The organism is Dolichospermum flos-aquae CCAP 1403/13F, from assembly GCF_012516395.1.
Taxonomy (GTDB): domain Bacteria; phylum Cyanobacteriota; class Cyanobacteriia; order Cyanobacteriales; family Nostocaceae; genus Dolichospermum; species Dolichospermum lemmermannii.
Window position 1 is genome coordinate 2,481,493 of the sequence record NZ_CP051206.1, and the last position, 15,039, is coordinate 2,496,531.

A 15,039-nucleotide genomic window follows, 5' to 3' on the forward strand; every position below is an offset into this window, starting at 1 on the left:
GTGAAAAAAATCTAATCTTTGATTATTTGTCGAGGTAGAATTGTTCCTTTAGCACCAATCATGCGATTATAAATTTGTCCTTGATGACCATAGGTAATCACATCTGTAACCACCGATGATTCTGTCTTTGATTGCACTTCACAAGTTACATAAAATGTCTCACCAAAAGGCACTTTTGCAAATTGTTCAAAGTTCTTAATTTCTGATGGTAAACATCCAACTTGATGAAAGTGTTGTGTCCAAATCCAGAGAGAATGAATCTGGACATCTGCTATGTAGGAATTGAATGTTTGCACTGGGAATTGTCCCTGTTGTTGTGCTGTGGGTTCTGGTAAGTAGCATTCAATCGTTATCTGACTAGGGCTGGTATTTAAAACTGATTTTACGCCTTGAAAGGTGACTCCATGAAATAGGCTAGAAGCATTTACTTGATATAATTCTTGATTGGTTTTGAGGAGATTTTCATCCTGATTAAGGTTCAGGTTTCCATAATTAGGAGGTGTGGGGATTTCTCGTTTGAGAATTAGATTTGTGCTGAAATGATAGCGGATTTTCCCGTCTGATGTCTTACTACTAATTTTAGCAGCAAATTCTATTTTCTGATTTTCATGTTTCGCAAGTTCTTGAATTTCTAAAACATACTCATTTGTTGAGGTTTCATCAAAAACTATGCCTTTTAAAACTTTGAAATTGGGAGAACCAAAGGCTGTAAATCCAGGATAGAGTTGTTCACAAGCATTAGTCATCCATAATAACCCACAGGTGGCAGGAAGTACGGGACGACCGAGGATAACATGATCATGTAAAAATGGGTTTTCGGCTAATGTTAATTGGCGGTTAATTCGATAGGTTTTTAACTCATTGGATAAGGTTGCAGGAACATAAATTAAGGGACTACCAATCACTAATTGAACTGTGTCTTGATTAGCGGTAGTTAGTTCATTAACTAATATTTCCGTTCCTGTCTCTACGGGAATAACTTCAATTCCTCTTTCTGCAAAAGCTTTCTTTAGTTCTGATGATACCATGCCACTTTCCCAGGGACCCCAGTTAATAGCCATGACATGACAATTGGGGTAATTATGTTTAATTAAATGGGCAGATTTGTTCAGGATTTCATTGGCTATGGCATAATCTGATTGTCCCACATTGCCATAAAATCCCACCACAGAAGAAAACAAAACTAAATATTCCAATTGACTCGCTGGTACACACCGTAGAAGATTTTCTAAACCTTTAACTTTAGCTGCATAAACATTCTCAAAATCCTGAATTGATTTTTTTTCAATGCGTTTATCAGCTAAGTTTCCTGCACCATGAATTATGCCAGTTATCGCCCCAAAACGTTCAATTACATCTGCAAGTTTTGATTCTAGTAATACTGTGTCGGTAATATCTATGCTCAGATATTCTGCTTTTCCTCCTGCTTGTTCAATGGCTTTAAGAGTATTTTGAATTTCTCGCTGTGAGGAAATTGCTTGATACTTTTTCTGTACCATTATTGGTGTTGCTTTTTCCCCTTGGGCTTGGAAATTTTCTAAAATTCGCTGTTTTAATTCTGCTTCATTTTCGCAATTTTCTGCCCAAACTGGTTCAGGTTCTGGACTGGAACGCCCTAAAAGAATAAATTTACATTGATATTGCTGGGCGATTTTAATGACACATTGGGCTGTGATTCCTTTTGCACCACCACTAACTAGAAAAACTTGATCTTTGGTAATCTCTCTTTGAGAATTAGTAGTTGGTAACGGGCTGAAGTCTGCAATTAAAGTGACTCTTCCTTTTTTGCTATATCCTACTTCTTGAATTAACAAGTTTGAATCATGAATTTCCGCGAGGATATGTTTTACAGATGTTTCTGGATCTATTTCTGGATTTAAGTCAAGGGAACGACAAAATACATTTTCCCATTCTTGATTAATACTCTTGCTAAGTCCGAATAATCCTCCAGAAATTGCACTAAAATCATGGGTTTCTCCTAATCCAAATTCACCATCTAAACGCGCAACGTTAATAAAACAACTGCGGCCAAATTTTGCGGCTTCGTTGAGTGGTTCTTTCAGGTATTTAGCGATTAAGAAGACGTGACGCAGAATGGATTTATCTATGTCTAATGGTGTTGCTGGGTGGAGATGAATAAATGCACCTACAGTACCATAATTATCAGCAATCTGTTCTAACTGTTGTTGTAAATTTTCTTCATTCCAATCAGTTAAAACTACTCTATTGATTCCTTTATGAATATTTGAATCAATTCCAGGGAAACTTAAAACTACAGTTTTCCAACCTTTAGCTGTCAAACTTTCTGCTAATTTTTCAGTAGCAGAAGAACCATCATCAGTTATTAATACAATGTGGTTTTCAGGAAGAGAAAATTCTAAACTATCAGGTGTGGGAAGTTGCTGTAATTTGGCAATACTGCGGCGGATATTTGGCAGAAATGTGGTTGTTGTGATCTCTACTATTTCTTCAGTCAATAAATTAGAAATTCCCTGGGCTTGTTGCTGCATATAAGTGGCAATTTCGGACAAAGTTCTCAATTCTCCAATTTCTTCGAGGTTGGGTTTAGGTAAGTCGGGATATATTTCTAATAAACCTCCTAAAATTTCTACCCGTTTGATAGAATCAATTCCCAAATCTGCTTCCATATCCATTGACAGTTCTAACATTTCTACTGGGTAGCCTGTTTTATCACTGACAACTGTTAACAGAATATCGCTTAAATCTGCGGGAATTTCTACTTCTGCTTTTTGTTCTTCAATTTCAGGTGTGGATGTTATTAATTCCGGTTGAGGAACTTCTACTAATACCTCTGTGGTAATAATTGCGGTTGATGTTTCTATCTGTTGATTTAAGACATCTGAAACTAAAGTTTGCATATATTCGGCAATTTGTTCCAAAGTTCTTAATTGTCCCAATTCTTCGGGGTTGGGTTTAGGTAAATCGGGATATATTTCTAATAAACCTCCTAAAATTTCGACTCGTTTGATAGAATCAATTCCTAAATCTGCTTCCATATCCATTGACAGTTCTAACATTTCTACTGGGTAGCCTGTTTTATCACTGACAACGTTTAGTAGAGTTTGACTAAGGGTGGCTTTATCTATATTTGGGATGATTTTTTCTTCACGCAGAGGCGCGGCGGCACAGAGAGGAAGAGGTGGAGATAAGTCGGTTTTTTCATCATTTTCTAAGTCTTGTTGAATTTGGGGAGAAAAAGTGGGTTGAGGATGATTTACATAATTGATGACTTTATTTTCTGAAGTCAGTAAATGAAAATGTTTTTGCAGAAGTTGAAAGTAATTTTGGGTATATTCATGTTGATATTTGAGATATTGTTCATGAATGCGGAGGGTATCACCTTGATGATCATGAAACCGCATCATGTTCTGTTCAGAATTGGAAATTGCTAGTTGCTGAGTTTGAGATTGATGTTCTGTAGGTTCATTATTTCCCAATAATGAATACTGCTGCTGCATTAATTGAGAAAATGTCTTTGTGTATTCTGTTTGATTTTGCAAAGATTGTTCATGAACATGGATAATATCCCGTTGTTGCTGGCTAAATTCTGTGATGAAATTTTCTAAGCTGTGAATAACTTTTTCAGAATTTTGAGGGTGAATTTCTACTTGTTCTAATTTACCGTTGAGTGAAGTTGGAGGCTTTTCGTTACCCTGTGGTTGATGATTTTCGTTAATTGTTGGTTGGGAAGATATCACTCCTACATGATGACCATTTTCTAAAGCTTTCGCAAAGGCTTTTTGAGTTCTTTCGGTAATATTGGTACTATTTAACCGCACATTCAAAACTTTTTGTTGAGGAATTTCGGGAATTTTAGTTACGACTTGATAGGGATCTAAATTTTGCAAAGATAACCCAGCTACCTGCAATTGAACTATGGCTTGTCGAAGAGTTTTGTCGCTATTTTTGGTATGATTTGGATTTACAGCTATAGCTATATGGGGTTGATCATTTAAAATCTCTTTTACCAAATTGGTAAGCACATTTTTAGGACCAAATTCCACAAAACAATAACCACCAGCAGCATAAATATTTTCAATCTCCTGCTGAAATAATACCTGATTGAACAATTGTTCTTTGAGGATTTTTTGGATAGCGTGGGGTTCTTGAGGATAACAGCCACCTGTAACATTAGTATAAACGGGAATTTGTGCTTCGTTGAAATTTACTTTTTCAACAGCTTGGGCAAAAGGTTTTTGAGCATGAGATACTAATGGTGTATGAAATGCTGCGGAAACTCCTAATAGAAAAGTAGTAAAACCTTGTTTTTTGAGAATATCTTGGACTTGACTAATTTCCTCTTTCTTCCCAGCTAATACTATTTGGTGCTGAGAATTTTTATTAGCAACTGCTACCTGGGGAAACTTTTTAATTACTTCCGTTATCTGCTGAATATCTCCTTTAACGGCTAACATTCCTCCAGCATCAAAATTGGGATTTGCCGGTGCAGCCATAGCTTGTCCTCTAGCTTTTGCTAAGAACAAATAATCTTCTTCATTTAATACACCTGCAACCCACAAAGCTGTTAATTCACCAAAGCTATGACCAGCAACAAAATCAGGTTTAAATCCAGCTTGTTGCAAAATTTTATATAAACCCGCACTAAATACTCCAATTGCTGGTTGTGCATATTCAGTTTTTTGCAACGTTGCTAACTGAACTTGCTTTTGTGCTTCATCAAAAACAGGCTGAGGAAATACTACCGTTGACAAGGGCTGTAACCCGTCCTCACACAAAAGGCTATCCATGTGCGTATAGGTTTGGCGCAAGCAGGGAAAATTCATCACCAACTCCCGCCCCATTTCTAAGTATTGTGAACCTTGTCCAGAAAACAAAGCCACTACTTTACTTGTCGGATTTATCCCCTTTTGACGGTAGTAAATCCCTTGAGGATGTTCCCAGGATTCGGCTTCAGGCTTCTGTTTTAGCCCTGCAATCGCAATTTTTAGTAATTCCTCAGCTTGCGCTAAATCATTAGCTACAAAGCCCATTCTGGCATAATTAACGGGAATTTTCCTGGTTTGAGAATCAGTAATTAATTGTTGATAGTGTCTTTCTTTACCCTCAATCTGTAATTGTTGCTGGATTTGTTGACAACGAGATAACAACTCTGAAGAGGTGGGGGCAAATAGCAGTAAGGATTCTGGCCTATGGTGTAAACGGTAAGGGTGATGATGTTCATGCTCGTATTCTTCCAGGACAACGTGATAATTTGTACCACCAAAGCCAAAAGCACTGACTCCTGCCCTTCTTGGTTGGGTAGGATGACTTACCCAAGGTCTAGTTTCCGTATTTAAATAAAATGGCGAGTTCTCAATATTCAGTTTAGGATGGGGTTTACTGACATTGATCGTCGGTGGTAAGACTTTGTGGTGCAACGCTAAAGCCGCTTTGATGAGACTAGCTGCACCAGCCGCCGCCTTAGTATGTCCAATTTGAGATTTGACAGTTCCCAAAGCAATATGCTGTTTTTTCGGGTTATTTTCGCCAAAAACGCTGGTAATAGATGTAAATTCTGTAGGATCTCCTACCATCGTTCCCGTGCCATGTGCTTCGATTAATCCTACACTAGCAGGGGAAACACCTGCATCTGTATAGGCACGAACCAAAGAACTAATTTGTCCTTCTGCGCGAGGTGCGTAAATACTTTTATACTTGCCATCGCTAGAACTGCCCATCCCTTTAATGACTGCATAGATGCGATCGCCATCTCGTTGGGCATCTTCTAGGCGTTTAAGTACCAGCATTCCCACGCCTTCGCCTAATAGCATTCCATCTGCATCAGTATCAAAGGGTCTTACCTTTTCTCCAGGGGAAACAGCAGGGGTTTTACTGAAGCACATATAGGCGAAAATTGAGTTATCCGTATCCACCCCGCCAGTTATCATCATGTCGGCGCGATGTTCTACTAACTCGCTAATAGCCATTCTTAATGCACCTAGCGAACTCGCACAGGCTGCATCCACTACGCAATTCATTCCGCCCAAATCCAGACGGTTGGCGATACGTCCAGAAATCACATTAGCTAACATTCCGGGGAAGGCATTTTCGTCCCATTGCACATATCCACTTTTGAGTTTTTCAATAATTTTCTGGCTATCTTCATCTGATAAACCACTATTTTTGAGAACTTTTTTCCAAAGTGGATCTTGCAATCTTGCACCTAAAGGAACAGCCAATTGTCTACCAATTGCTACTCCTAATATTACTCCTGTTCGTTCGTGATTAAATTGGCGAGATGCCCCATAACCAGCATCTTCTAATGCCTCTTTTGCCACTACCAAACCGAGTAATTGAGAAATATCTGTCACCTCCAAAATATTAGGAGGTAAGCCAAATTCCATGGGATTAAAATCAATATCTGGTAAAAAACCACCCCGTTTACAATAGGTTTTATCCGGTGTTTTCGGATCTGGATCATAATAATCATCTATTTGCCAACGGGAAGCCGGAACATCAGTAATACAATCCACTTTCTGAATAATATTTTCCCAGTATTCCTGTAAATTCTTCGCCTGGGGAAAAATAGAAGCCATCCCAACAATTGCTACATTAGTTGTTCGCAATTTAGCATTAATTTCATTTTTCATCTCTGTGGTATCAGGCATATTTTTTTTAACCTTTATCATCTTGAGTACAGACTTTTCACAGTTACTAATTTCAGATTGCAACTGTGCAAAAGCAGCTTCAAATTTGGAAGCAGCCATGATCATATTTCCCTCTTTTGATCGAGCAATATAGAGGTGAACAGCAGCTTGTTTTTTGACTAAATTAAACTAAGCTAGAATTGATTTTCATTCTTAACAGTATTGAAATCTGAACTCGACATAAATTATTGATAAATATTGTGGCGATTAAATATGAAATAGTCTGATTAATCCTCCAGACTATAAATTAAATTTTCGCCTATATTAATCTGAGTTTGGTGACAACCCTATTGCAACTCATAAGCAACTTACGTGCAACTTTATAAAAGTCTTGCAGATGTAAAATTGATAGAGTCGTCGCAGAAATATCTTTGCTTATCCAATACACTAATTATTATCTAAGTTTTAGCCATTTTGACTAAAGTTGCATAGAGATTGCATATTATTAGTTCCAACTTATTGAAAACTTTATTTTACAATAACTAAGAATAACAAATTCTCTGGATAGAAATAGAATGTGCAATATGTAATTATTGTTCATTAGTTTCTAATGCTAAATAGTTATTTTTTACATCTATCTCCAGAAATATCTTTTCACCTTTGTAAAATAGATCACTATTAAATATATCTCAGGAGTTAAAAATATATTTTTTCATCAACTTAACTCCTAAATTTGAGATAATGCAAAATTAGTAATCCTCTATTTAAAGAATTAAAAATTTGAGGCTTGCGATTTTTACAAATCCCAGATAGTGCGATAAACAAGGTTCTATGAAACAATCTGTTGCATATAGGTTGAAATTCCCAAAAAATAAGTTTACTCTAAATTATTAAATCAGGGAAATTTAGACTGTGAATTTCAAACAGTCTTCGAGCATAAAATTAGTCAATTAAACGTTATTGCATTATTTGGCTTCTGCAATATTGGAATTACAAAAACTACAAGGAATTGCTGGCATGAGACTATCTGAATTAGATCCACTCATCCCGCTGAATGAGTTACGAGAACAACTCCTAAAATTACCAAAAGGTTACTCATTTCATGAAGATGAATTAGTAGATTTTCTATCACGGAGAAGATGGCCTGAAAGCAATCGTCGAATTGATAGAACCACATTCTGGCGGTGGCGGAATGACAACGCTATTGAACATCAAAAAATCTTCAGTCGCTTGGATCTTCTCAAACTTTGTCAAATTTGTGATCATTATCGAGTAGACGGAACCCGCAGCGAATATTTGGCAATCATGCGGAAGAAAAAAGAGAAAGAGGTTGTGTTAAATAAATAAAATTTTGATCATGGTAATTGGTAATAGTCAGCAACTAATTACCAATTACCTGGCAGAATTTTAGTATTTAAGTATTTTATGTAACTTTCCATTTAGTCAACCAAAGTAAAGAATTTTTGATTAGTTGTATTTTGTTGGATATTAAGGTTATCAATTAATCCAGTTAAGTTAATTATGTAGGTTGGGTTGACGACAGGAAACCCAACAAAATGATTGATAATGTTGGGTGGTGCTGTCACTTAACCCAACCTACTTTTTCTTAACTGAACCAGATAAGGTTATCAAGAGATGCTATCAAGTGTAATGGCTTTTCTGTCTCTAATTTAGAGTCAGAAATATTGTCATATTTCCTAATTTAAAAGACAAAATTATGGTACACAAAGAAAAGCACTCATTCACAAAACCTATGAGTTTGTGGCCGATAATGTTAGGAAGTGCTGGAGTTATAGCTACTAGCATAATATCTATCTATAGCCTTTCATATTTTCAGAAAACGTCTAAATCATCCCCGACCATATCTTCTATTTCTCCCATTTCAGCCCCTACTATTACTGCTGTTGCTGCTTTAGGACGTTTAGAACCCCAAGGAGAAGTAATTCGTCTCTCCGCACCTAATTCTCAAACAGGGATAAGAGTTAATCAACTCCTAGTTAAAAAAGGAGATAAAATTCGTCAAGGACAATTAGTAGCAATTCTTGATAATTATATACCTAATCTTGCAGCTTTAGAAAAAGCAAACCGACAAGTAGAAGTTAGTCGAGCGAATCTTCAACAAGTAGAAGCAGGGGCAAAAGGAGGGGATATTTCAGCCCAAAAAGCCACAATTTCTCGTTTAGAAGCTGATTTACGAGGATCAGTTTCTACTCAAAAAGCCACAATTTCTCGTTTAGAAGCTGAACTAAAAAATTCAGAAACCGAAAATAAACGCTATCAGAAATTATATCAAGATGGTGCTATTTCTGCTTCTGATGCAGATACTAAAAGATTACGCCGGGATACTGTGCAAGAACAACTTAATGAAGCTAATGCTAGTCTAAAACGAACTATAGAAACTTTGCAAAAACAGTTAACTGAATCTCAAGCTAGACTTAATAGTATTGCAGAAATTCGCCCCACAGATGTGCAACTAGCTCAAGCAAATGTAAAAAGTGCTATAGCATCTGTTCAACAAGCTCAAGCCGAGCTAAATTTAAGTTCTATCCGTTCCCCTATTGATGCTCAAGTTCTAAAAATTAATACTTGGCCAGGAGAAATAATTGGCAATAAAGGCATAGTAGAACTAGGACAAACTCAACAAATGTATGTAGTTGCAGAAGTCTACGAAACTGATATTAAAAAAGTTCGTTTAGGTCAATCAGTAACTATCACCAGTGAGGCTTTTAGCGGAAAATTAAAGGGAACTGTCGCAGATATTGGTTTACAAATTGGTAGACAAAATATCTTCAATACTAATCCCGGTTCAGATACAGATAACAAAATAGTTGATGTGAAAATTCGCATTGACAACTCGGCAGATAATCAACGAGTTTCTAGTTTAACTAATTTACAGGTACAGGCACTTATTAAAATATAACAAAGTCTGAACTATGATTTGTCTGATTAATTTGATTTGGATGATTTATATCGCGGTATGCACTTGAATGAGATACATCATAGTCCCCTCCTCGCTTGCGGGGTGGGGTGCATTTATATAAGGAATAGGAGGTAAAACATGATTTTAAATATACCTTTGCCTTGGCTACAATTGATAAAACAAAAAGTGCGCTTTTTTGTAGCATTGGCTGGGATTGCTTTTATTTCTGTGTTGATGTTTATGCAAATTGGGTTTCAAGATGCTCTTTATTCTAGTGCTACTCAAGTCCATAACCACCTGCGAGGTGATTTGTTTTTAATTAGTTCCCAATATAAATCTTTGACTTCTACTCAAAGCTTTCCTCGTAGTCGTTTATATCAAATATTAGGTTTTAACGGCATAGAATCTGTTGAACCTTTATATGTCCAATTTGCTAAACTCAAAAATCCCATTAATGGCCGCAAATATCCTATTTACATTCTAGGATTTGATCCGGTAAAATCTATTTTTAGATTACCAGAAGTAGATCAAAATTTTCAATTACTAAAAATTCCTGATCAAGTATTTTTTGACCGCGCAGCCCGGCCAGAATTTGGACCAATTGCTGAATATTTTCAAAATAATCAACCTATAGGTATGGAAATATTTAGTTATTTGGGAACTATTGGTTATAAAGTTAAAGTTAGTGGTTTATTTACTCTTGGGCCTTCCTTTGGTGTGGATGGTAATTTAATAGTCAGTTCTTCTACTTTTTTTAAAATCTTTCCAGAACATAGATCAAATCAAATAGATATAGGCTTAATTCATCTAAAACCTAATGTTAACCCCCAAACAATTCTCACAACTTTATCTAATAGTTTACCAAAAGATGTCACGGTAATGACACGCCAAGAATTTATTGATTTTGAAAAAAGCTATTGGACATTAAGAACACCAATTGGATTTGTATTTAATTTAATGGTAATGATGGGTTTTGTGGTTGGTGTAATTGTTGTTTATCAAATCCTTTATAGTAATATATCAACTCATTTTGTCCAATTTGCGACACTTAAAGCTATGGGATTTAGAAATAAATATCTTTTAAATGTCGTATTTCAGCAAGCTATAATTTTAGCTGTCTTGGGTTTTATTCCCGGTTTTGCTATCTCTCTAGGACTATATGATATTGCTAAAGATGCAACTAAATTACCAATTGTTATGGATTTAAGTAAGGGATTATTAGTATTCACTTCTGTGATTATTATGTGCTTAACTTCTGGTTTCTTTTCTACCAATAAACTCCGTAAAGTAGATCCAGCAGAAATCTTTAATTAACTAATAATGCAATATTTACCTGATGCCAATATTTTGAAAATCACAAATCTTAATCATTACTTTGGTCATAGTAAATTACGAACTCAAACTTTGTTTGATATTAATTTAACTATCAAAGCTGGAGAAATTGTGATTATGACTGGACCATCTGGTTCAGGAAAAACTACTTTATTAACATTAATTGGCGGTTTGCGTTCTGTCCAAGAGGGAAGTTTAAAATTTAATGGACAGGAATTATTAGGTGCTAGTAATGAAGAATTAGTCCAGGTACGGCGACAAATTGGCTATATTTTTCAAGCTCATAATTTACTAGATTTCCTCACAGCTATGCAAAATGTGCAAATGTCTTTGGAATTACAACGCAATATTTCTCAATGGGAATCTTATATCCAATCAGAAACAATGCTCCAGGCTGTGAAATTGGGAGATAGAATTAATTATTACCCCTCCGATCTTTCCGGGGGACAAAAGCAACGAGTAGCCATTGCGCGGGCTTTGGTGAGTCATCCTAAGTTAGTCTTAGCTGATGAACCTACGGCGGCTTTAGATAGTAAATCAGGAAGAGATGTGGTTAATTTAATGCAGCAATTAGCAAAAGAACAAGATTGCACCATTTTAATTGTTACCCACGATAACCGAATTTTAGATATTGCTGACAGAATCATTAATATGGAAGATGGTTATTTAATCCAACATGATTGATTTATTTAGATCCCCGACTTCTTCAAGAAGTCGGGGATCTAGTTATAGTAAACTAGCAGAATTAACATCTAAAAATAAAGTAGCTTGGGGTTGTTGACGTAAAATAGAAGCTGGACAATTAGTAGTGATATTTCCTGTTAACAGAGTTTTAACTACTTGGGCTTTTCTGGTTGCTGGTGCTAAACAAATTATTTTTTTAGCATGACAAATCATGGGAATAGTCACAGTAAATGCGTATTGAGGAATATCTGCTAAATTGGCAAAATATGCTGTATTCACTTGTTGCTGACGGTTAACATGATCCAGTTTGACAAGTTTAACTTTAGCAGGATCTTGAAAATCTGCCACCGCTGGATCATTAAATGCTAAATGTCCATTTTCCCCAATACCTAAAAAACATAGGTCAATAGGTTGATTTTCTAAGAGTCGAGTATAGCGATCGCACTCAGCTATTGGTTGTAATGTATCCCCTGCTATATAATAAAATTGTTGGGGACAGACCTTTTCTTCGACCCGTTCCCGCAAATAACGCCGAAAACTAGCAGGATGATCGGATGTAATTCCCAAATATTCATCTAAATGAAATAAAATTATCCGTGACCAATCTATTCCCTCTAAAGCAATTAAAGCCTCCAAAAATCGAATTTGGGAATTTCCCGTAGCTAATAAAATCGCAACTGTATCCTGTTTATCAAGCAGATTTTGTAAATATTGATGTGTGATTGTAGCCACACTTTCTGACATTTCCATTTCAGAAGCATAAACCTCTACCAATAGATGATCAACATAAAAAGATTTGCTAGGTTCTATCATTTGTTTACTCCCAATTACTAATTATCAATTATAAAAAAAGACAGGCAAAAAGCCTGTCAAATAGCTGATGATTTAGCAAAGAATTTGTCAGTATCCTCAACCCTGATTGTTGTAATCAATCATCTCAATCAAATCAATCACACAAATCATTTAGAAATTCATTTCCGCAGCTTGAACTTTTTCTACTTGTTTCTTCTTGAGAACTAGCATTACTTGTGCCAACATCACCAAACAGATAAAAGCAACCAACCATGTAACTCTAGAAGAATCTTGCAAAACAATTTCTGCATCTTTTTGACCAAAACCACCAACATTGGGGTTGTTAGTCAAAGCATCACCAATTGCAACTACTTGTCCTTCAGTCACAATTAGTTCAGGACCAGCAGGAACTATATCTGTAACAACATCACCAGTTGCAGTTGTGATACTAATTAGATTCTTAACGTTACCGTCCTCATCTTCTGTTTTAGCAATTTTGCTAATTGTACCGGCAGCAGAAGCGTTGAATGCGTTATTATTGCTCTTTTCACCTGTGGGGTAAACTTGTCCACGTCCACGATTACCGCCTACATGAACAGAGTATTTGCCAAAGTGGATATTTTTGTCTGTAGCGGGGTTAGGAGAAAGAATAGGGAAGACAATTTCTTGATATTCTTCACCAGGTAATGGACCAACAATGACAACATTATCTGTACTGTCGTTGTAAGGAGTGAATGTCATATCACCCACTTCTGCCTTGAGTTCTTCAGAAATGCGATCTTCTGGGGCAATCTTGAAGCCTTGAGGCAACATTAATACAGCACCAACATTTAAGCCCACCTTAGAACCATCAGCACCCACTTGTTGCACAGTGGCATCGTAGGGAATCTTGACAACGGCTTTAAATACAGTGTCAGGAAGCACAGATTGAGGAATTTCCACTTCTGTGGGTTTAGCTGCTAGGTGACAGTTAGCGCAAACAATTCGACCCGTTGCTTCGCGGGGGGTTGCAGGAGCGGTTTCTTGCGCCCAGAAAGGATAGGCAGCAGCAGTTTGTGGGACGGCTATATCGCTAGTGAAGAAAAAAGTCACAGTAGCGATCGCTATAAGCAATGTATTAACCATTGCTTTAGCAGTGCGAGTTAACCTCGCAGGTGTAAGGGCATTTCTCATCTCTATAAAGTCATTTGTCAGTGGTTAGTTGTCAGTTGTCAGTTGTCATTGGTCAGTAGTCAGTAGTCAAGAGTTGATTAAAAGCCCTAGATTGTTGACTTGAGACTAATAACTTTTGCACTATTTAAGCCCACCAAGCGGCATCCCCAGTGCGGAAATCGGTTTCCGTCCAAGGTGTTAACAGAATTTTGTCGTCTGCCACTTTGGCATGGGCTAGAGGCAAGGATTTTGGTGCAGGACCGCGAATTACTTTACCAGTAGCGTCATATTGTGAACCATGACAAGGGCATTTAAACTTATTTTCAGCCACATTCCAAGGGACAACACAACCTAAGTGGGTACAAATAGCATTAATCCCGTAGTCAGCGATCGCTTCTTTACTTTCCACTACAATATAGGTAGGATCTCCCTTGAGTCCTTGTACCAAACTGCGACCGCCCACATTATGGCTGTCTAGAAATTGACTAACACTAACATCATTACCCAATTCATTCTTGGCTACTGTACCGCCACCAGCACCACCGCTAGCAGGAGGAATAAAGTAGCTAACAACAGGGTACAATGCACCCAACGCCACCCCGGTAACAGTCCCAAAAGTGAGCAGGTTCATAAACTGACGACGACCCATATCGGGAACATCTGCTGATTCAGAAAATTGAGCCATAATCTCCGCGCTGTTTGTGTAATTTATTAATCATTTTGACAAGAGTACCAGCACAAGAGCCACTCTTATCTGAATCGAAATCATAACGCTCACAGCGATACCCTAATTCTCAGTTGCAAGACATAGTGAGCATCTTTATCTGTTAGCATTACATTTCTTTATATCCTTATCATACTGGAGTCACGGAACTTAATATCATAACTAAATGTAAAATCTAGATAAGCTCAGGGAATAGGGAACAGGGAACAGCGAACAGAAGGAAACTTCTTAACAACGGACAACTGTACGGGCGAAGCATTTGGAGAACTATTTTTGGCAATGACCGATAATTTATCTTCCAAATGCTTCGCCCCTACTGACAACTGACAACTGACAACTGACAACTGACCAAAATTGCTATGACCGGAAAGGAATTACGCCAACTGTTGATTGATAAATGGGGACAACCTTATGATGTCCAGTTTCGCCGCACCCAGGGCAAAATATTTCTACAAATCATGTGGAAATATTTTGGACAAGCCTCTTTCCCTTTAAGCGAAACAGATTACCAAGATCATCTTGACAGCATTGCTAATTATCTCAATGCCTTAGGGGGAGTACAACAAGTGCAAACTTTCATTCTAGAAACCAAAGAGCGTCCCCGTCTTGGTAAAGCAGTTAGCATCCCCCTTGACTTAGGTGAACGCGCTTCAGAATGGATTGTTTAAAAATTAGGCAATAGGTAATAAGGTGTTACTCCTAACTCCTGACTCCCAACTCCATAACCTTAAACTGAAGATATAAAAAAATTAACGGAAATGACTAATATATCTGTTACTATCTACACTTATTGTACTAGGTCAACACGGTATTAATCAAGCTATGAT

Annotated in this window: 10 protein-coding genes; 5 read left to right on the plus strand and 5 right to left on the minus strand. The window is 37.0% G+C overall.

The genetic code is table 11. From position 1 onward, the window contains the following. Nucleotides 1–11 precede the first annotated feature (11 nt). Entirely contained in the window at nucleotides 12–6,728 is a 6,717-nt protein-coding gene (locus HGD76_RS12330) for a type I polyketide synthase (protein WP_168695950.1), read from the minus strand. An 897-nt stretch (nucleotides 6,729–7,625) separates the two neighbouring features. On the opposite strand from HGD76_RS12330, the gene HGD76_RS12335 reads away from it, so the two are divergent. The 4 genes from HGD76_RS12335 to HGD76_RS12350 all read left to right on the plus strand — a co-directional run bounded on the left by HGD76_RS12335 (nucleotide 7,626) and on the right by HGD76_RS12350 (nucleotide 11,544). Then, entirely contained in the window at nucleotides 7,626–7,955 is a 330-nt protein-coding gene (locus HGD76_RS12335) for a hypothetical protein (protein ID WP_015078582.1), read from the plus strand. A gap of 370 nt (nucleotides 7,956–8,325) precedes the next feature. Next, nucleotides 8,326–9,528: an ABC exporter membrane fusion protein gene (locus HGD76_RS12340; protein ID WP_168695951.1), complete on the plus strand. Its 1,203-nt coding sequence runs from the start codon at nucleotides 8,326–8,328 to the stop codon at nucleotides 9,526–9,528. Between the two features lie 138 nt (nucleotides 9,529–9,666). Further along, nucleotides 9,667–10,842 carry an ABC transporter permease DevC gene (gene devC / locus HGD76_RS12345; protein ID WP_168695952.1) on the plus strand — a complete coding sequence of 392 codons (1,176 nt, stop codon included), beginning with the start codon at nucleotides 9,667–9,669 and terminating at the stop codon, nucleotides 10,840–10,842. A 6-nt stretch (nucleotides 10,843–10,848) separates the two neighbouring features. Beyond that, complete coding sequence (locus HGD76_RS12350) at nucleotides 10,849–11,544, plus strand: DevA family ABC transporter ATP-binding protein (protein ID WP_015078579.1); 696 nt, start codon at nucleotides 10,849–10,851, stop codon at nucleotides 11,542–11,544. Between the two features lie 42 nt (nucleotides 11,545–11,586). Here the strand turns inward: HGD76_RS12350 and HGD76_RS12355 are convergent, their stop codons facing one another. The 4 genes from HGD76_RS12355 to HGD76_RS12370 all read right to left on the minus strand — a co-directional run bounded on the left by HGD76_RS12355 (nucleotide 11,587) and on the right by HGD76_RS12370 (nucleotide 14,535). Next, a complete protein-coding gene (locus HGD76_RS12355) occupies nucleotides 11,587–12,357 on the minus strand; it encodes a glucosamine-6-phosphate deaminase (RefSeq protein WP_168695953.1) in 771 nt (256 codons plus the stop codon). 150 nt (nucleotides 12,358–12,507) lie between these two features. Beyond that, nucleotides 12,508–13,509, minus strand: coding sequence for a cytochrome f (petA, locus tag HGD76_RS12360; protein WP_168695954.1), 1,002 nt, complete (start codon nucleotides 13,507–13,509; stop codon nucleotides 12,508–12,510). Nucleotides 13,510–13,633: 124 nt separating this feature from the next. Next, nucleotides 13,634–14,173, minus strand: a complete 540-nt coding sequence (gene petC, locus HGD76_RS12365; protein ID WP_148761332.1) for a cytochrome b6-f complex iron-sulfur subunit — start codon at nucleotides 14,171–14,173, stop codon at nucleotides 13,634–13,636. 224 nt (nucleotides 14,174–14,397) lie between these two features. Further along, nucleotides 14,398–14,535, minus strand: coding sequence for a hypothetical protein (locus tag HGD76_RS12370; RefSeq protein ID WP_168694547.1), 138 nt, complete (start codon nucleotides 14,533–14,535; stop codon nucleotides 14,398–14,400). Nucleotides 14,536–14,571: 36 nt separating this feature from the next. Here HGD76_RS12370 and HGD76_RS12375 point away from each other — a divergent pair, with 36 nt between their 5' ends. Continuing rightward, nucleotides 14,572–14,880 carry a DUF3067 family protein gene (locus HGD76_RS12375; RefSeq protein ID WP_148761330.1) on the plus strand — a complete coding sequence of 103 codons (309 nt, stop codon included), beginning with the start codon at nucleotides 14,572–14,574 and terminating at the stop codon, nucleotides 14,878–14,880. Nucleotides 14,881–15,039 lie beyond the last annotated feature (159 nt).